General features: G+C 68.9%; 19 protein-coding genes and 2 pseudogenes. 9 read left to right on the plus strand and 12 right to left on the minus strand.

Annotation, left to right across the window (positions count from 1 at the left end):
• The first annotated feature begins 56 nt into the window (after positions 1-56).
• On the plus strand, positions 57-908 hold the full coding sequence (locus ACZ5VC_RS32400) for a LysR family transcriptional regulator (protein WP_469123536.1): 852 nt from the start codon (positions 57-59) through the stop codon (positions 906-908).
• A gap of 277 nt (positions 909-1,185) precedes the next feature.
• Here ACZ5VC_RS32400 and ACZ5VC_RS32405 read toward each other — a convergent pair whose 3' ends face one another.
• On the minus strand, positions 1,186-1,467 hold the full coding sequence (locus tag ACZ5VC_RS32405) for a hypothetical protein (RefSeq protein ID WP_469123537.1): 282 nt from the start codon (positions 1,465-1,467) through the stop codon (positions 1,186-1,188).
• Positions 1,468-1,481: 14 nt separating this feature from the next.
• Here ACZ5VC_RS32405 and ACZ5VC_RS32410 point away from each other — a divergent pair.
• Together ACZ5VC_RS32410 and ACZ5VC_RS32415 are read left to right on the plus strand one after the other, a co-directional pair.
• A pseudogene (locus ACZ5VC_RS32410) lies at positions 1,482-1,639 on the plus strand (IS5/IS1182 family transposase); the annotation flags it as partial.
• 72 nt (positions 1,640-1,711) lie between these two features.
• The gene (locus tag ACZ5VC_RS32415) at positions 1,712-2,005 is read left to right on the plus strand and encodes a hypothetical protein (protein WP_469123538.1); all 294 of its coding nucleotides are present in this window, start codon (positions 1,712-1,714) and stop codon (positions 2,003-2,005) included.
• A gap of 268 nt (positions 2,006-2,273) precedes the next feature.
• Here ACZ5VC_RS32415 and ACZ5VC_RS32420 read toward each other — a convergent pair whose 3' ends face one another.
• Together ACZ5VC_RS32420 and ACZ5VC_RS32425 are read right to left on the minus strand one after the other, a co-directional pair.
• Complete coding sequence (locus ACZ5VC_RS32420) at positions 2,274-2,579, minus strand: hypothetical protein (protein WP_469123539.1); 306 nt, start codon at positions 2,577-2,579, stop codon at positions 2,274-2,276.
• A 300-nt stretch (positions 2,580-2,879) separates the two neighbouring features.
• Complete coding sequence (locus ACZ5VC_RS32425; RefSeq protein ID WP_469123540.1) at positions 2,880-3,803, minus strand: quinone oxidoreductase family protein; 924 nt, start codon at positions 3,801-3,803, stop codon at positions 2,880-2,882.
• 88 nt (positions 3,804-3,891) lie between these two features.
• Here ACZ5VC_RS32425 and ACZ5VC_RS32430 point away from each other — a divergent pair, with 88 nt between their 5' ends.
• Positions 3,892-4,335 (plus strand): MarR family winged helix-turn-helix transcriptional regulator, encoded by a 444-nt coding sequence (locus tag ACZ5VC_RS32430; RefSeq protein ID WP_469123541.1) that lies wholly within the window; start codon positions 3,892-3,894, stop codon positions 4,333-4,335.
• Positions 4,336-4,475: 140 nt separating this feature from the next.
• On the opposite strand, the gene ACZ5VC_RS32435 is transcribed toward ACZ5VC_RS32430, so the two are convergent.
• The gene (locus tag ACZ5VC_RS32435) at positions 4,476-6,458 is read right to left on the minus strand and encodes an ATP-binding protein (protein WP_469123542.1); all 1,983 of its coding nucleotides are present in this window, start codon (positions 6,456-6,458) and stop codon (positions 4,476-4,478) included.
• Between the two features lie 81 nt (positions 6,459-6,539).
• Between ACZ5VC_RS32435 and ACZ5VC_RS32440 the strand changes: the two genes are divergently transcribed.
• Positions 6,540-7,025, plus strand: coding sequence for a hypothetical protein (locus ACZ5VC_RS32440; protein ID WP_469123543.1), 486 nt, complete (start codon positions 6,540-6,542; stop codon positions 7,023-7,025).
• 1,117 nt (positions 7,026-8,142) lie between these two features.
• Here the strand turns inward: ACZ5VC_RS32440 and ACZ5VC_RS32445 are convergent.
• Positions 8,143-8,367, minus strand: a complete 225-nt coding sequence (locus ACZ5VC_RS32445) for a hypothetical protein (RefSeq protein WP_469123544.1) — start codon at positions 8,365-8,367, stop codon at positions 8,143-8,145.
• A gap of 133 nt (positions 8,368-8,500) precedes the next feature.
• Here ACZ5VC_RS32445 and ACZ5VC_RS32450 point away from each other — a divergent pair.
• Positions 8,501-8,800, plus strand: a pseudogene (locus ACZ5VC_RS32450) (ATP-binding protein); the annotation flags it as partial.
• A 31-nt stretch (positions 8,801-8,831) separates the two neighbouring features.
• On the opposite strand, the gene ACZ5VC_RS32455 reads toward ACZ5VC_RS32450, so the two are convergent.
• The 6 genes from ACZ5VC_RS32455 to ACZ5VC_RS32480 form a co-directional block, all read right to left on the minus strand.
• Positions 8,832-9,488: a class I SAM-dependent methyltransferase gene (locus ACZ5VC_RS32455; RefSeq protein ID WP_469123545.1), complete on the minus strand. Its 657-nt coding sequence runs from the start codon at positions 9,486-9,488 to the stop codon at positions 8,832-8,834.
• A gap of 180 nt (positions 9,489-9,668) precedes the next feature.
• Positions 9,669-10,070, minus strand: a complete 402-nt coding sequence (locus ACZ5VC_RS32460) for a hypothetical protein (RefSeq protein ID WP_469123546.1) — start codon at positions 10,068-10,070, stop codon at positions 9,669-9,671.
• A 559-nt stretch (positions 10,071-10,629) separates the two neighbouring features.
• On the minus strand, positions 10,630-11,190 hold the full coding sequence (locus ACZ5VC_RS32465) for a hypothetical protein (RefSeq protein WP_469123547.1): 561 nt from the start codon (positions 11,188-11,190) through the stop codon (positions 10,630-10,632).
• A 309-nt stretch (positions 11,191-11,499) separates the two neighbouring features.
• Positions 11,500-12,003, minus strand: coding sequence for a hypothetical protein (locus tag ACZ5VC_RS32470; RefSeq protein WP_469123548.1), 504 nt, complete (start codon positions 12,001-12,003; stop codon positions 11,500-11,502).
• Positions 12,004-13,451: 1,448 nt separating this feature from the next.
• Positions 13,452-14,204 carry a serine hydrolase gene (locus ACZ5VC_RS32475; protein ID WP_469123549.1) on the minus strand — a complete coding sequence of 251 codons (753 nt, stop codon included), beginning with the start codon at positions 14,202-14,204 and terminating at the stop codon, positions 13,452-13,454.
• Positions 14,205-14,843: 639 nt separating this feature from the next.
• Positions 14,844-14,981 (minus strand): hypothetical protein, encoded by a 138-nt coding sequence (locus ACZ5VC_RS32480; protein WP_469123550.1) that lies wholly within the window; start codon positions 14,979-14,981, stop codon positions 14,844-14,846.
• 522 nt (positions 14,982-15,503) lie between these two features.
• On the opposite strand from ACZ5VC_RS32480, the gene ACZ5VC_RS32485 reads away from it, so the two are divergent.
• The 3 genes from ACZ5VC_RS32485 to ACZ5VC_RS32495 all read left to right on the plus strand — a co-directional run bounded on the left by ACZ5VC_RS32485 (position 15,504) and on the right by ACZ5VC_RS32495 (position 17,158).
• Entirely contained in the window at positions 15,504-15,737 is a 234-nt protein-coding gene (locus tag ACZ5VC_RS32485; protein ID WP_469123551.1) for a hypothetical protein, read from the plus strand.
• A gap of 350 nt (positions 15,738-16,087) precedes the next feature.
• Complete coding sequence (locus tag ACZ5VC_RS32490; protein ID WP_469123552.1) at positions 16,088-16,210, plus strand: hypothetical protein; 123 nt, start codon at positions 16,088-16,090, stop codon at positions 16,208-16,210.
• Between the two features lie 777 nt (positions 16,211-16,987).
• Positions 16,988-17,158 (plus strand): helicase associated domain-containing protein, encoded by a 171-nt coding sequence (locus tag ACZ5VC_RS32495; RefSeq protein ID WP_469123553.1) that lies wholly within the window; start codon positions 16,988-16,990, stop codon positions 17,156-17,158.
• Positions 17,159-17,428: 270 nt separating this feature from the next.
• On the opposite strand, the gene ACZ5VC_RS32500 is transcribed toward ACZ5VC_RS32495, so the two are convergent.
• Positions 17,429-17,797, minus strand: coding sequence for a hypothetical protein (locus tag ACZ5VC_RS32500; RefSeq protein WP_469123554.1), 369 nt, complete (start codon positions 17,795-17,797; stop codon positions 17,429-17,431).
• Between the last annotated feature and the right edge of the window lie 29 nt (positions 17,798-17,826).

The raw sequence follows: 17,826 nt of genomic DNA on the forward strand, positions 1-17,826 counted from the left end.
ACCGATCGGGTGCGCAACGATACCGTCAGGGTATTGATCCGGGATAGCGTGGCCGGATGGAGACCCGGGAACTGCGGTATTTCGTCGCTGTCGCTGAAGAGCTGCACTTCGGGCGTGCCGCGCAGCGGCTCGGGATCGCGCAGCCACCGTTGTCACGGGCGATCCAGCGGCTCGAACGCCGGCTCGGGGCAGTGCTGTTGGATCGGACCAGTCGCACTGTCACGCTGACCGAGGCCGGCTCGGTGCTGTTGGTCGAGGGCCGGGCGGCTCTCGACGCGGTCGAGGCCGCCGAGCGTCGGACCCGCCGCGCCGCCCTTTCCGTGACCGGCCGGCCCGGCCTGGTCCTGGTCACGAAGGCCAGCGCGTCCAGAGAACTGCTGGCGAGACTGCTCGACGCGTACGCCGCCGAACCCGGCGCGGTCCCCGTCGACGTCATCCTGTGCGGTCCGGCCGAGCAGGAACGACTCCTGCGCGAGGGCCGGGCCGACGTGGCGCTGCTGCACCGGCCGTTCGACTCGACGGCCGGATTCCACACCGAAGAGCTCAGCACGGAGAGTCAGGTTGTGGTCCTGCCGGCCGGGCATCCGCTCACCGCCCGGGCCCATGTGCACATGGCCGACATCACCGGGCTGCCGGGCCTGCCCCTCCCACGCTGGCCCGACCCCGACGGCACCTACCCGCCCGGCCCCGGCCCGCAGGTCCGCGACCATGCGCAGTTGTTGCAGCTCGTCGCGCTCGGCCGTGCCTGTGCGGTCTCACCGGAGTCGTACCGAGCCCAACTGCACGGTGACCTCGCCGCCGTGCCCGTGCTGGACGCGCCGACAGTCACCACCGTGATCGCCTGGCCACCGCACAGCCGGTCCAGAGCCGTCGCCGACCTCATCCGGACTGCGACACGTCTCCAGTAGCTCCCACCCGCCCGGCCAGGCTCCACCCATCGTGGCCCGGCTCAGGCGGCAGATCGCGGTGGGTGCACGCGGCTGGTGTCAGTCCGCGCGACCAGGTGACATCTATCTCGACCACTCACACCTTCGCTTCATTCATCCAGTTCGGCGTAGTCGCGGTGCAGTAGCCGGCCCGGGTGGTCGTGGTCGGTGCCGTAGACCCGGCCGCGCAGCAGCTGCTCGTCATCACGGTCCATCCGTTCAGCGTTGCAGCCGCCACTGACAGCCGGGTCCGGTCGCGTCACCTGCGGAAGCGGGAGAGCCAGGTTCCGCCGGCCTTCTGCTCGGGTACGGCCTGGCCCTGCTCTTCGTGCCGGGGCTCGTCCGGCCAGGCTTGCTGAAGGTCGGTGACGAACCGCCGGTCGCAGTCCCCGCACAGAGTTCGATTGGGCTCTGGGGAAGCGCCCCAGCCGACGCGCTCGGTCGCCTTCCACCGTTCGTCGGTGAACGAGGCACCGCACTCGGTGCAGACGGGACGGTGAGGCGAGCGCTGGAAGCTCTGCTGCTCTGCCCCACGGTGCACCGGCTCCTGGTGCTGGCTTCGACAGCGAGGTCTACAGACGCCGCAACGAGGTCGAGCGCACGATCAACCGGCTCAAGAACTCCCTGGCCGTCGCCCCCCGCCACGACAAGCGGCCTACGTCTACCACGGCACCGTCACCACCGCAGCGATCCGGCTTTGGCGCCGCCCATGAGATGCGCTCTGCACTTGGCTGCACCAGAACTCCTTAGCCATCAACAGCGTCGTCCCATAGAGTGCCGAAGGCATGACAGCACTTGCATCCTTCACCTTCGTGCGCCACATCGACGGGCTCCGCTACCACTTCGAACGCGACGGCGAGCACAACGGCCGCCCCGCCTATCGCCGAACGGACGGGAATGTGTGGTGTGTCTGGTCACCGACCGACGGCTGGCACTGCGAGATCGCTGACGGCCTCGTCACCGCCCATCCCCTCAACAGTCATGCCGAGGAACCCGAACCCCCTGCCACCGTCTGGCGCAGTTTCAAGAACGACCGCTCCTACCTCTACGACCTCCGGCCTCTCGACCTCGATGCATGATCCGCCGGACAGCGCAGCGCCGCATCCGCGAGCCGCCCTTCGGCGAAGCCGTTCCATACGCGCAGGCCGTCCTCGATGTACGTCATGGTGCTCTTCCTCTCTGCCCGGCGCGTGCCGTCTGCCGGATGGAGACGCGGTCTCGGGACCGGGCGAGCGGGAACGTAGGCCACAGGCGTCGTTAACGTCTCGTCCTCGCCGCCGACCGGGTAGTGAGGCGCTCCTCTTCCCACGGCTACTGCATGGAAAGACACCTCATGCAGTTAAGCCGTCAAGCCGTGGGTGATTCGCCGCCCCATCGTGCCCGCAGAACCTCGGCCCAGTCGCCGGCTTCCGGACCCGGATCCGCCAGCTGCGGCACCGGGCCGGGAGCCGTCTCGATCAAGTGCACGAGCGTCCAGGCGACGCCGTAGCAGTCGTCGGGTCCGAAGCAGGCGGCCAGGGCAGCGGCCTCTTCAGACGTGACATGGCGCGAGATCGCCGTCAGCTGACGGTCACGCCGGTCGATCTCTTCCTCGCTCGCGTCCCAGTCGGGAAGCGGTCCGTCGGCGACGAACGTCTGCACTTCGGGTCTCATGACCGAATGATCGTCTCCCCTGCCGCCCCTGAACAAGTAGCCCCGTTCTGTTCATGCGGTGGCTGTTCCTGCTGGCTGGGGCTCTGGGGAAAGGCGATCGCTTGGGCACTGCCGGCGCCGGATGAGTTGTGGCTGCTGTTCCGGCGTCGTGCCCCCCGCCCACCGAGGTGAAGCATTCCCAGGTCGGCGGCGGCGCTGGGCTGTGGCCGCTCCAGAAACGCATCATGGCCGGATGCGCCAGCGTCCCCACTGCGCCACCGAGTCTTCCTCTGGTCCGCTCGATGATTCGAAGGAGACCGTTTAGGGAACGAGGACGACCTTGCCGTGGTTGCGGCGCTGCTCGATGAGGGTGTGGGCTCGGGCGGCTTCGCGGAGGGGGATTTCCTCATGTACGGCGGTGCGCAGGGTGCCGGCGTCGCGCATCTGCCAGAGCTCGCGCAGCCAGCGGTCGTAGAGTTTGGGCTTGCCAACGGCGATGGCCCGCATCTGGAAACCGATCATCGAGGCGCCGCGGACCAGGAGTTCGTACGCCTCCACCGTGCCACCGCCGGAGCTGAAGGCGACCAGTCGGCCGCCGGTGGCCAGAGCCCGTACGGCGGGGAGGAGAAGGTCACCGCCGACGCCGTCGAGAATCACGTCGTACGGTGGGCCCCAGTCGGTGTCCTCGTACAGGACGACTTCGTCCGCGCCCAGCCCGCGGACGAAGTCGGCCTTGTCGGCGCTGCTGACGGCGGCGACGACGCGTGCTGCCCCGCCGGCCTTGGCGTACTGGAGGGCGAGCGTGCCCACTGCGCTCGCCGCCGCCGTGACCAGGACCGACTCGCCGGGCTCCACACGCGCGGCTTCCCAGGCCCCGCGGGCCACCAGCCCGCTGCGGACCAGCGCGACCGCCTCCACGGCGGTCGCGCCGTCCGGGATCCGGGAAATCATGGTGGTATTCAGGACCGCGAACTCCGCGTAGGCGTCGGCGAAGCACAGCCCGGTGACGCGGTCTCCGACGCCGAAGGCGGTAACTCCTGTGCCTGCGGCGACGATCTCCCCGGCGACTTCACCGCCGAACGAGATCGGCTCGCTACCCTCTCGCACCTTGCGCACGGTAGGCAGGGTCACCCCGACCGCCTCGACCCGGATCAACACCTCCCCGGCTGCCGCCTGCGGCAGGTCGACCTCCTCGGTGAACAGCACCTCGGGTCCTCCGTTGACCTCGTGGCGAATGCGCAGCACAGGACCTCCCCGATCCGGTTTCATTGGCTGCCCCAACGATAGACAGAAAATCATTGGGGAGTCCAATGATTTCGGGTAGGCTGAGCGCATGACCTCGGACCTCCAGCGCATCCAGTCCCTGCCGACCTGGCTCATCGGCCGTGTCGCGGCGCGTGGCCGGGGCGTGGTCGCCGAGGCGATCGCCGCGGAGGGACTGAAGCTGATGCACCATGCCGTGCTGGCCGCGACCGCCGAGTACGGGCCTATCGCCCAGGCCGATCTGGGCCGTCGATTGGCTGTCGACCCCAAGGACATGGTCGGCGTCCTCAACCACCTGCAGAAGCAGGGCCTCGTCCTGCGTGCTCCCGATCCCTCCGACCGCCGCAAGAACGCCGTCACCGTCACCCCGGAGGGCAGGGCCACCCTCACCCGCTGCGCAGCTCTGGCCGAAGCCGCCAACGCCCAGCTACTGGCACCGCTCGCCGCAGATGAGCGGAAGCAGTTGATGACCCTGCTGACCCGGCTCCACGAAGCAGCGGAGAACCCGGCCTGATCCGCAAGAAAGCGACTCTCGGGGGCTGGCACGACTTCGTCGACCAGGCCGTCACCCAGGTGGTCCCCTCGTCCCAGACAACCAGTTCGCCGTTTATGCGAGCTATCACACCTGTCTCATCGACGGGGCCCTATGCAAGATCACGACTGCAGGTGGTCTCGGACGGAGCCTCGAGGTGCCGGTGTTCCGAGAATCGCCCGATTCAGTACGACTCCGCGCAGGAATTGGTCCTGGTCCACCGGGCTGGTCATCAGCTCCGCCTTGCGGAGCACCTCGGTGCGCGCCCGCAGGACCAGGGCGTCTGCCTCCTCAGGACTGTTAGCCGCCCGGAGGGCGAGCGACGCGTGATGCAGCACCTCTTCCGTGCGTAGCGCCGGCATGTCACCGACCCGGTCGAGGATGGCCACCGCCTCGCGCGCGAACCCGGCCGCCGCGACGGCGTCCGTCAGCCCGAGGTGGATACGGCTGCGCAGGATCAACGCCGCCACTCCGCTTCGCACCATTCCCGTCCGAGACGTCTCCCGCACAGTCTCCTCGGCAAGCCGGTCCGCCAAGGCCCACTCCGCGGGATCGCTGCCCGCCAGGTTCAGCACGACCTCGGCATACAGATTCCTGACGATGGGGGCCAGATCCAGCAGCCAAGTCCGTTGGGTTTCCTGCCAGGCCGCCTCCACCATGGCCCTGCAGCGATCACGCTCACCCGGCTCGCCGCTGAGTAACAGGGCGAGCAGAGCCACGTTGTTGGCGTGCCAGCCGCTCGCTCCACCGCGCGCTTCCTCAAACTCCAACGCCTCTTCGAGGGCGTCGCGGGCTTCACTCTCGGATCCCATGGCCCGCTGCACCTGCGCCAGATAGTTGAGGCCGATGGGCAGCTCGGCGTGCACGGGCTCGGTTCTCAGCCGCTGCAGGCAGCCGGTCAGCCGGTCCCTGGCCGTGACGAGGTGGCCAGCGTCGAAGAGGCTGACGCCCAACTGCATCTCGGCGAAGTTGCGGACGTGGTCGACCACGGGGTCACCGCTGTTGTGGAGACCCGCACGCTCGTACAGCTCTTCCGCCTGGCGCAGCACCCCCACCCCTGCTGCAAGGTCGCGCTTGGGCAGCTGGCTCCCATACTCGGCCAGGGCCACGAATAGCGCGGCCGGGTCATTGCATTCCTGGGCCAGCCCCACCGCCTCCTCCAGCTTGTCGAGGGCGGGCTGCAGGCCTTGTGTACGCAGCAGACACTTGCCGTGCAGCAACGCGGTGCGCGCGATCAAGGGCAGGTCGCCGCTGCGTCGGCCGGCCTCCTCGGCCTCGCGCGCCCAGGCATCGAGACCCTCGCCATCGGCCGTACCTGAACGGCCCTGCCAGCGGACCTCGGTCAGGGAGAGCAGGAGCTCGATGGCCCGCGCCAACCGGCCATCGCGCTCATCGGCCGTGGAAGGAAGCCTGCGGGCACTCTCCACCGCCTGCCGGGACAAAGCTTCGGCCTCGGAGAACGAGAGCCCGCCGACGGCCAGCGCCCGCGCGAGTGCGAACTGCTCCCGCTCGGCGTCGTCCCACTGCTCGGCCAAAGAGTAGTGGCGTGCGATGTCCAGTCGTACCGGCAACGGAAGGGTGCCTGTTCCGCTCCCGTTCGTTGACCCCGCCAATGAGTTGGCGATCAGGTGGTGCCGCTTCCTGGCCTGGGCGGCGCTCTGTTCAGCGCTCACGGCCATCTGCAGCAGAGCGTTCTCGAAACGGTAGTGGTCGGACAAGCCGTCCAAGGCCCAGTCGGGAGCCGGTACCGCGACGATCAACCCATGCCGTCGGCTCAGCTCGTGCAGCCGCCGCACGACCTCGTCCGCCGGCTCTCCGGCCACCCGTGCCACCACGCCGGTCTCGAACGTCTCGCCCTGCGTCGCACCGATCACCAGCAGTTCCATCGTGGCTGGATCAAGGCCAGCCAGCCGAGCGCGGACCAGTGGCCCGACCGTCTCGGGCAACGGACCCCTCAACACCCCATCCGGACCGATCAGCCGCAGACACTGCGTGACGAAGACGGGGTGCCCCTTCGTCAATTCGATCAACCTGGCGGGGACGGACGCCGCGACCGGGCCGGCAAGATGCAGCCTGACCAGGTCGGTGACCGCGTGCTCGGGCAAGCCACCGAGTCGGCGTCGCGTCAGCAACCCCTGAATTTCCCAGCGTGCGAGCGTGTCAGTGACGATCTCGTTGAGCCAAGCATGAACAAGATCTCAATGGTCGAAGCACCTGCTGATGCCGCCACCGCGCCGATGCGCTCCCGGGGCCGGCGCCTGGCCACAGCCGTGACCGCTCTCGCCGCCCTCGTCCTGCCCATGACGGGCGCAGCACCGGCCCACGCCGTCACCCGCAAGGTCGACGTCTACTACGGACACACGCACTACGAGGTCCACTTCACCGGCACCGTCAGGCCGAAGGGCGCGACCGGTTACATCGTCGAGGGCGAGCTCAACGCGTGGTGCGGTGCCGGCGCAGCGACTTCGCAGTCGGTCAACCTCCGCCATGCCGGCTCGTCCAAGAGCTGGTCGCACAAAGCATTCTGGTGCGATGACATGCCGCAGCACCTCACCTTCGAAGGGTCCCGCAAGAGCGGAGAGACGGTGGAGTTCCAGGTCGGTGCCACCAGCCAACCCTTCAACCTCTACGGGTACGGCAAGAAGATGGTCTACGACATCGGCACCAGCTGATAGACAGTCGCATCCGTGTGGCCAGTGGTTCCCGCGCCCGTCCGCTGGCGATCGTCGTGACGGCCCTGCAGTACTACGACGGTCACGATCAGCTGGGAGCAGCACGGTCCGCGCGTGGACCCCGAGCTGCTGGGAGATTCGGGACTGGAGCAGCACCGGACCACCCGGCCGGCTGGTGTGAACAGCAGGGCCCGGTAACCGTCGAACTTCGCCTCGAACGCCAGCCCGCCGAGCAAAACGCCCGCGCCGGGGGGACGGTCTCCGGGGCCTGGGCAAGCATCGGCTCCACCGGCGGACGCAGCACCACCAGGTCCTCGCCCCCGGGATAGAGAGCCGTGCCGCTCGGGGAGTCGGCACGGCTCCCCGACAAAGGGGGATCGCAGCCCGCCCGGTCCTGTCGGCGGACGCAGCTGCCCTCCATGTCTACGGCTGGGACCCCCTCCGCGCGACCGGCACCGGGCGAGTCGGCGGATCGAGTCCCCCTTGCGGGCGCTTCCCCCACGGCCGGCGAACCGGACGGCCGGGCGGGACCGTCGGTGGAAGCATGCAGATCGACGAGCAGTACATCGCCGAGCCCCGTCTCGTGTTCCTGGACATCACCGCCGCGGACGAAGGCACCGTCGCCGCGGTCATGGAGGGCCTCCAGGAGCAGTGAGCGACCTCCGGGTAACCCCGGTGTGGCGCGTGCCCGGGGAGCCTGGGTCCGGGCGCGGGTGTACGCAGACGTACGCCGCCACCCGGAGATCGATGAGTAGCTGTCCTGTCAGGGCGATGCGGATCTCGAATTCTCCCCACTGCCGCTCGTCGTTCCCCCGTCGGTTGCCGTGGTCAACGAGGGTCGCCTTCGGGCGTGCGGATTCGCCAACCACCCGCGGCGCTGGGACCTCGGGATCGGGGAGTGTGTCGACCAGCCGGAGCACCGTGCTGCGCCTGACGGGTACCCCGAGAACGCGGGCGATGCGGGCTCCGGCCCGGCCCGCGAGGGCCAGACCGACCGCGGCCAGAGTGGAGCGCAACCGCTCGGTCCGCTGACCGTGCCGGTGTGTCAGGCCGGGTATCTGCTCGACGAAAGTACGGCGCGCACACCCCGAGTTCCCGCAGATGAACCGACGGACCCTCAGCTGGAGAACAACGCTTCGGCCACCGCTCGGCGCATCAGCGGAAAACCGCAGGTAGGAACCATGCACCCGGTTCGACCAGACTCCGCAGACCGGCACACGGCGCCGTCCGCGATGCATTGCGCATCAACGCGCACTGTCTCGATGTTCACGCCTACCGACAGCACCGCGTCCGCGATCGACGGGAACAACAGCTCCTTCAGCCGGAGCACGACTTCTTCCACCGCCCCGAACTGTCAGCCCAACTGCCCTGCCCACGGACCATTTTCGGGCGACTTCGCGTACGGCTCGCAGGTGCCTAGCTGTCACTCAGAGTGGCCGCATCACAGAAGTTGCGCCAGAGCCGCTACCCGTGAACAAAGCCACAAGACCATCGCCCGCTACGGCCGCGTCGATCTTTGTGCATCGACGAGCTCGGCTACATGGAACTCGACCGCCGTGGCGCCGAGCTTCTCTTCCAGGTTTTGACCGAGCGGGAGGAAAAGAACAGCGTGGCTATCGCCTCGAACGAATCCTTCTCTGGCTGGACAAAGACGTTCACCGAACCGCGTCTTGCGCGGCCATCGTCGACCGCCTCACCTTCGGCGGCAACTCATCGAGACTGGCACCGGCTCCTACCGCCTCGCCACCACCCGCACCCCCCGCCGCCGAACATGAAGTCGCCGCGGGCTGCACCTTCCCCAGCACATCAGACGTCGGCGATCAGGACATACCGTTCATCGTCCACCGGACCACCCCACAAGTCAGGGTTGCCGCTGAGCGGTTCAATGCGCACACCAGCAGCAAGAGGGCGCACGGCCGCAGCAAGGTCCTCGGCGCTGATTCCGCCGTTCCATGGCAGCGATTCGGCGCCAGCCACATACGGGACACCGCTCTGGCCTGCCTCACGCCAACGCCCCTCGACCAGCACCAGCCGGCCTTCCGGCCGCAACCGTGTCACCCACTCACGCAACGCGGCCTCCGGATCAGGCAGCGTCCACACCAGATGCCGCGACAACACGACATCGAACCGCTGTTCCCCGGTAGGGGGCATCATGGCGTCACCGACCAGGAAACGGCCTGCCAGCCCGGCGGCCTCGAACTTCGTGCGCGCCCGCTCAACCATGCGCGGCGCCAGGTCGACCCCGGTCGGCCGGTGCCCAGCCTCGGCCAACAGCAAGGAAACCGACCCGGTGCCACAGCCGATGTCGAGAACGTCGACTGGATTGGTTGGCATCAAGGAGTTCAGGAGCCGGGTCCACGCTGCGCGTGTGTTGTCAGCCCTCAGCCCGTGGTCGGGCTCGTCGTCGAAGGCCGCTGCAGCGGCATCCCAGTAGGCAGTTATCGAAGCAGTGCGGTCAGTCATGACTCGATGTTCTCAGCAGCCACTGACACTCCGGACGCACAGCAGCGGTGTCAGTTCTCACCGATATTGACGAACCCGGCAGCGCTGCACGGCACCCCTGCGACGGGGCCGCCGGCGCAAGCAGGGGCGGTGACTTCGGCGCCGGGCGGCCGCCACTGCCACCCGGCCCGGGCCGCACGGTCAGCGCGAGGTACAAAAGCGCTCCGGGCGCGGCGGGAAGTCGCCGAGGTAGTTGCGCAGCCATGTGACGACCGCGCGGGCGCACAGGGCCGCCGCGGCGGCGGCATCCAGCGGTGCCGGTGATCCGTCGAAGATGGTGGCTACGTAGTCGCCGTCGGCGCCGTGCAGGTGCGCGGACCAGGATCCGCAGCGCTCCGAGGCGGACCTGCCGGCCTGCTCGCCGGCGTAGATCAGAATGTGCGGGACACCGCAGGCGGCGGTCTCATCGTCCGGGACGGCCGGGTCGACGGCCATGATCAGGCAGGTAACTCCCCTGTCGCGGCCAAGGAAGGCATGCCGGCCCAGTGCGGCGAGCTCGGCGCGCAGCAGGTCACCTTCGGTCAGCAGGTCGGTGGTCGTCATCTCGGGCCTTTCGGCTTGTTACGGGATGGCCGGCGCTCCGGGGGTTGCGGTGAACACATCCGCTCACCGCAATCCGGCGCGCAGTTGGCGGTACTGAGGGCCAGAACGGGCGGCGCAGCACGGCACGGGCGCCGGCGCACCGCACCCGCATCCGTCCGGGTCCGGTCGAGGCCGGCAGCGGGCGGCACGGGTCAGGAGGGAAGGCCGGCGAGCTCGACGAGGCGCGCGCAGCGGACCAGCGTGACCTCGAGCAGCCCCAGGGCCCTCCGGGCCGACGCGGGCGGAGGCCGGCAGCGGGCTGATCCGCACGATGGGGAGCGCACTCGCCGGGGCTGCGGACAGCGCCGGTGGTGCGCAACACCCTGAGGGCCCACGCGAAGCGGCAGTGACCGCCGGCATGAGGGGCAGCGCCGGGCAGCCCGGGGAGGCGGGCCGGCTGTCCGGGGACGGGAAGGCCCGCGAAGGTGCGGAAGAGGCGGAGCGTCTCCGGGCCACTGCACACCCGCCAGGACCTTGTGCCGCGGCACTCGCCGCGCCTGGACCACTCCTGCAGCGCCGCTCACCGGCCAGGCCCGGAATGCTCATCGGACGCCTGGCCGGAGTCCGGGGCCGGTGCGGCGAGTTTGAGGGCGTCCTTGCGTGTGTTGACGTCGTCGAACCGCTGCATGAGTTCCGTGACACGCGGTTGCGTGATGGCTTGCGGGCCCAGCTGGCCTCGTGCGCGCAGCAGTTCACCGTAGATCGCCCCGTACACCCCGCAGAGCTTGATCGATTCCTCGGTGCGGTCGTGCAGGCCGGTCGCGTAGGGCACGGCGACGGCCAGCGCCGCGAGGCAGGACACCGTGGACACCACGACCTGGGCGGTGAGGCGGGAACCGTCGGCGATGAGCGGCCCGGCCAGCAGCCCTGTGACGATACTGAGCACGGCCGCGGCAATGTGATACAGGCGGGCCCTGTGCAGCAGATGTACCGCTTCTTCCGGGGTTCTTTTCACCCAGTAACGAGCACGTGCGGCGGCGGCGTCGAGCCGGCGCAAAGCCGCGCCGTCGAAATGCGGTGCACCATCAGGCGCACCGGCAGGACTGTTCAGTCCTCTGACCAACGTCAACAGCACTCCCATGCCACTCCCGCACTCGTCCGGTAGTGATCCACAGTGACGTCAGCCAATCGCACTTATCCGATGCGACGCGCCGTATCGGCGGCGATAAGACCTTACGAGCGGCCAATCAGCCGAATGCCCGCGTCCCTTTGCGATCACCACCGGGCGGGCGCATAGTATGAAAACGAGCCCAGCCGGGTGTTTCCCCGAAAAGGGAAGCACCCTGCGCCGGAGCCCCGGCCCGATTACGGCGGGCCGGGGTTCCAGCATGGGCGGGGCTGTCACATCCCGCGGTGACTTTCTTCGGGGCCGGTGGCGGCCGCGGCCTTCTTAGTCGATGACGCGGAAGCTGCTCGTGGGCGTGCCGATGATGCCGAAGCTGCTGCCGTCAGGGCCGACCGTGGCGAGCGGAGCGCCGGCGTCGCAGTCGGGGCCGGAGAAGAACTGGACGGTCTCGTCGCTGTTGTTGGTGATGTTGAAGCTGGGGCCGGTGCGGACCACGGCGACACACGCGCCCGGGTCGTCCGAGTACGTGCGCTCGTTGATCTGGATGTCGTCGTCGTGACGGTTCCCGCGGCGGTCCTTGCCGTAGCCGTCCTTGTCGTGGTCCTTGCCGTAGCCGTCCTTGTCGTAGCCGTCCTTCTTGTGGCCGTCCTTCTTGTGCTCGTCGTTCCAGTCGCTGTCGCCACCCAGAGGAGCCGACGCGGACCGGGCGACATCCCGGACGGACGGCGCGGCCTCGGGCGAGGAGGCGGAGGCGTAGGTCACGCCGGTGACGGTCACGGCCGCGGCCGCGACAGACGCAGCGATCAGAGCGACAGTACGAGTCTGCATTTCAGTTCTCCTTCTTGCAGGTAAATCGGCTGATCTGCCGATCTGTGCACGAACTTACTGAGAGAAATTTCCGGCGGCATCCCGAAGATCACTAACGTGTGACGCGCAGCGGCCAACCGGACGCACACAAAGACGTCCCGGAACATTCCCCACTTTCCTGAAAGACCGTCAAATCGCTGCAGATTCAGGAAGCTTGAAAAGCGGCTTAGACCAGAGCGGTGAATGAACCGGCCGCCTTCACCCCGCCGGAACAACGCGGACGCGTGTCAGTCATTGACACCCCCTCAGGAGCATCTTCTGACCTAATGTCAAGAACCAACACGCACCTCACCGGGCCCGGGCCGGCCTCACCAGCACCCACGGCTCGCACAAGGACGCGAACGACTCCGGCCGCAGGCCGCTCGAAGAGAGAAGAAGCTCGACCCGACAACGAGCGACAGCCCCAAAACAGTCCCCGCCCGAACGCCGCCGGGACCCGGCCACACCCGCCACCAGCACCACCTCCCACCGCTGGGGCACGCCCCTGCCCGCCACCAGCGCGGACCGCTCCCGCCGACCACCAACCACCACGAGCACCACGAGCACCACGAGCACCGGCCGTGCCGACCACCCCGGGGCCGGCCCCGTTCAGCAGCCCTCGCCTGCGGCCCGCCCCGGTGCAGCAGCAAGAGCACCGGATTCCCCAAAGACAAGAGCGCCGGTTTTCCCACAGCACGAGCGCCGGTTTCCCACCAAGCGCCCGGCCCGCCACGTCATTGACGCCCCCTCCGGTCCGCGCCAGGCGGCAGCCGCCCCTGCGAACCCCCGCCCCACCCCCTCTCCGGCGCCCGGGGCCACACCCTTCCCGGCCGGCGCCAGACGCCTACGACAGGGTGCGCCCGTCTCCCGGCCCGTACGACACGCCCGCGCCCGGCCTGGGCATGCCCGGCCCGGCGCGGCGTGCCGGCGCGGGTGCCCGGGGCATGCCCGGCGCGACGCGCACGAGCACGCATGCGCATGAGCACGCGTGGAGCGCGACGCCCCGAGCTTTCGGTGGCTCACCATGTACGCGGGTGTCTCTCCGGCCCCCGCCTGCGCGGGCGTCCGCCGGGCCGGCCAGGGGCGGAGGCCCGCAAAAGGGGTGCGCCCCCACGCATCCGGAGACCGCAGAGCAGAGCCCCCACCCCCGCGAGCGCGTGTGACACCCCTCGCAGGCCGGCGCTCCTTCACAGCATCGGCCACGCCTCCGGACAGTCACCCCGCCGCGGGACCCTGCGGCGGGAGCACGCCTCAGGGCAAAGCAGGCCACGGCCAGGGCCAGGGCACAACTGCCGCACCCACACGACACTTTGGCCGCACAGACCCCTGGGCAGGAAGAGAAAGAACAGTCCCCCGGACGGACGACGGACACGGCAGGCAGGCAGCCAGGCAGGCAGGCAGGCAACAGTCCCCGCGCCGCGCCGCAGGGCTCACTGCGGATGGGGACGGACATGTGCGCCGGCCGCGCCGAGGGCGGCTCGCGCCGCGCGTTCGACCAGCGAGATCCCGCTCTCCATCGATGTGTTGCCGCCGCTGAGGACCGAGATGAGATACCGGCGCCCGTCCACCACCACCTGGCCGACACTGTTGATGACCCACAGGCCAGTGGTGCTCCGCTGCAGCCAGCCGTTCTTCAAAGCCCACCGGGAGCCCCGGGAACCGGCCGCGGACACCCCCCAGTCCTGACCCTGCGCGATCTCGCCCATCAAGTCCCGGATATAGGCACGCGACGCCTGGCTGAGCCCCTCACGGGAGCGGATGGAAGCCACCGGCCCCCGGGCGAAGACCGCGCGCAACAACGCGACCTGATCCGCCGCCGTGGTCCGGGTCAGACCCCACCTGATGCCTGGGCCGCCCCGTGTCGAGGAAAGCCCCAGCCGCTCGCTCGCCGCATCCAGCCCTTCCGCCCCGCCGATCGCCCGCCACAGGACATTCGCCGCATCGTTGTCACTCGCCCGGATCATCGCCCCGGCATCCCGCCGCTCCCCCGCCGTCAGGGCGCGGCCCTCGTCCTGCGCCTGGAGCAGCAGCGCCGCAAGGATGCCCACCTTGACGATGCTCGCCGTCTCGAACGTCGCATCCCGCCCGTAGGCCCCGATCCGCTGATCCGCACCGTCCAGATCAAACACAGCCACCCCCAGCCGCACCTCACCACCCGGCTCGAGCGGCCCCAGCACCCGCACCAGAGCCGCATCCAGCCCCCCGCCCCCCGCCACCACCGCCGACCGCGGCCCCCCACCGGGCCCGGCCGGCCTCAACACCCGCGGCACAGCCCCCTCCACCCTCCCGCGCACCACCGCCGCCGGCCCGGGAGCCGGCGCACCCGCTCGCGTCGACGGCAGACGCCCCCGGTGGGACGTGCCGCCGGCAGAACACACACCGAGCAACGCCACGACCGCGAAAGCAGCGCAGACCCTCCGTGTGCACATGCGAAAGTCACGCACCACACACGTCCGGTTCCATCTGTCAGGCATGGCAGAACAAGCCTCAACATTCCCGGGAAGAAACAGCAAACAACCGGAAACTACGACAATCAGAAACTGATAATGATCATTGACACCAGCACAGGCGTGTCGCGGCGTGAACCGACTCGTACGACGGATCCGCCTGCGCGTTCCGGTCCGTGGAAGACCGTGTACGAGCGACATTCCGCACCGGCTGAAGCGCACTTTCGGGTTCAGCGCACGTACTCGCCCCCGAGAGCCGGCAGCGGGCGTCGTCCCCGGCCGTGCAACGACACAGATCCTTCGGCCACGCCGTCCGGCCATCCGACTGGCTGTGCCACCGGGGAGGCCGGACGGGGAGCAGAGGTGCAGGACGTCTTACTCGTGCCAGCCTGTGGAGCTGTTCTTGTGGCCGTCGGCGCGCGTGTTGGCGTTGTTGTTCTGGGAATTCTGCGCGTCGCTATTGAGGACCGTGTTCAGCAGCGAGATGTTGTCGAGGACGTGAAGGCTGTTCATAGTGCCGTCAACGACTCCAGCGTGGGCTGGCACAGCGGCAATGAGGGTCGCGCCGACAGCCAGGGCGGCAGTGGCAAGGATGTACCGCTTCATCACGCTCTCAGCAACGACGATCACCACCGAAGGGCGGCGCTCGCAGCACGTCGGCGGCCTCCGCCCGAGCCGCCCGCGTGGCTGATAAAGGGCGAGCGCCCATCACCCCGCAGACTCCCCGCGTGCCGTGGACAGCGCGCGGGTGATCCGGACGTGCAGGGTGCGGGGTGCGCGGCCCGTCGCCACCGGGTCGTGAAAGCCCCGGCGGCGGGCCGCAGCGCACCTGCCGCTGTGGGCCGAAGACCTCAACGGCATGGCCGACCGGCGCTCCGCCGCCATTCGCGCGCTATCCATCCTCGTTGAAACGCTGTCGGCGCCCGTGCGAGCCGACATGTTCGAACGGCTCATGGGCCCTGCACCAAGGCCTGGAGAGCACCCGGCTGACACCTACGAACGACGCACGTCGACTTCGCCGACGTCCACGGCTCCATGCCCGACCTGGTCCAGGCCGTGGGGCGGGCACTGCGCATGCAGCGCGGCGAGGGAAAGACGGCCTCCCTCGTGGTGCCGGTCCTGCTCGGGCCCGGCGAGACAGCCAACAACATGCTCACCAGCCGGGCGTACGGCGAACTCGCCAAGCCCTTGGAAGCCTCGCGGGCGCACGACACACGCGTCATCGAGCAGCTCGCCGAGCAGCAGGCCCAAAGCCGCACAAGCCCGTAGCCAAAGACAAGAGCGGGAAGAGCGCGAGCGGGCCCGGCCCCGCTCCGGGGGCGGCGTGAGCCCCCGCAGGGCCCTGCTGAAGTACTCCACGCCCCGCGACCCGGCCGCGCTCGCGGCGTTCATCAACCTGCGGGTCCTCAGCCCGGAGCGCAAGCCCTGGCGGTGCGGGGTCGAGGCCGCCGTCATCCACCCCCGCGAGCACGGCGACCTGCGGGTGCTTCAAGTACCGCGTCCCGGCCGGGCACGAGGCCGAAGCCAAAGCCGAAGGCAAGGGGTGGCCGGCCTCGCTCGCCGCCTTCCCACTCGGGCGATGGACCGCCGATGCCCGCCGCTTCTACACCCGCGGCAACATGGACGCCGACCGCGTCGCCCAGCTGGAGAAGCTCGGCATGATCTGGTCCCACTTCGACCTCGCCTGGGAACAAGGCCTGACCGCCGCCCACGAATGGGCCGAGGAGAACGGGCACCTCTGAGCCCCGCTCGACGCCACCTACCAGGGCTACCGGGTGGGCATCTGGCTGAAAAATGCGCGGACCGCCGCCCGAAAGGCTGCCGAGATCGAACAGCGGCATGCCGAGGGTCTACCGGTCAGTCATCGGCCGGAGCGCTCCGGCGTGCGAGGCGGTGCGGGCCGTCTCTGCTCAGACGGGGTCGTCTTGTCGGTATGCCGGAAGCTCACTATGACCCGGCCGGATTCGTGATCCGCTTCCCCGCCACCAGGCCCGCTCCCTCGCCGCTCGCGACCGCCCGCTCAGCCGGCCGCCGCTGCTGGCCGCGCCCGGCCTGGGAGGGCGGTCCGGCCCCCCGGAATCCCGCTGCTCTCCTCCCATACGGACATCAGGAGGAGAGAAAAGGGCTGTGACGGTGCGGAATTCGCGCCGATTCCCAGCCTGACCAGGGACTTTTCCCGGCTCCGGGTGTCGGGCACCAAAGGGGGTTCCCAAGTGCACTCCGAAGGGGGCCCCAGGGACCCGCTTCGGCTTGAGAGTGGGGAAGCCCAACGAGCGCCGGGAGCGGTGGGCGCGAGAAGGGCGGCGAGAGTAAGGGCAAGAATGCCTGCCAGTCGCTCGAACGATGTAGCCATGCGACAGATGTCCCCGGCCCACCGGCGCCGTATGGGAATGCTTAGGCAAGCCCCTCGATGGAGTACCGGCGCCTGCAGTTGGTCACTCAAGGTTCGATGGCATCCGCTCACGGTCCACCGCGCCGTACGGTCCAGGCGGAACCAGCTGGGCATCTGTGTCACGAAGGTGTCCGCGTCCGGCCAGGCCGGCGGTAACGATGATTTCGCGGTCGTCGACGAGATGGAGCCGGTCGTCGTGAAGCTCGGCGCATGGGTCTCCAACACCAAGACCCGCCGCGACAAACTCACGGCGGAGCAGCTCGACGCGCTACGAGGGCTCGGCATGGCATGGGCGTGACGCCGCCGCCCGGCCAGTTGTTGGAATTGATGGTCAGCGAAGTACACAAGGAGGTCCTGGGAGGTCGTGACCCCGGGCCTTGTGCTGCTGGCTGCGTCAGTGACAACCGACTCCAGTGGTAGGTCAGCTCTGACACCGCTCAGGGGCGTCAGGAGCAGGATCTGAATGTGGGAAGTAACTCCATTTTGGATCTCTGTGAGCGGCCCTTTCGCCGGATCTCGGTCGTGGCGGAAAACCTCGTCGTTCCGTCGCTGAAGGCTGGCGACAGCATCAGGTACTGAGATCGTCTTGGCCGGATTGAGCCCGACGAACGTTGTCCAGGTGTCGCGCCTGCCGCCGTGTGAGCAACTCGTCGATCGGTTCGAGCACGCGGTCCCATGCGCGTTCAGCTTCCGCCGAGTCGGCGGGCCTTCGCGCATAGTCCTGAGCTGCGTTGATGGCCTGGTCGTAGAGGGCGACGTCTTCTGGGAGCGCGGTTGAACGCTCGCGCCGGAACCACTTGACCAGCCGCGGTATGTCTCGGGGCCAGTTCGGGTTCGCCAATGATCGCACCCGCAGATATCCCAGTTGGTCCCACCATCGGCGACTGTGCCACTTCCGCGAGCTTGCTGGCGGCAGGCCGTGAGGCAGGTCCTTCATGGTGGCATCTTGCCTGGTGAGGGAGTCAT

This window comes from Streptomyces sp. NPDC033174 (assembly GCF_055577795.1).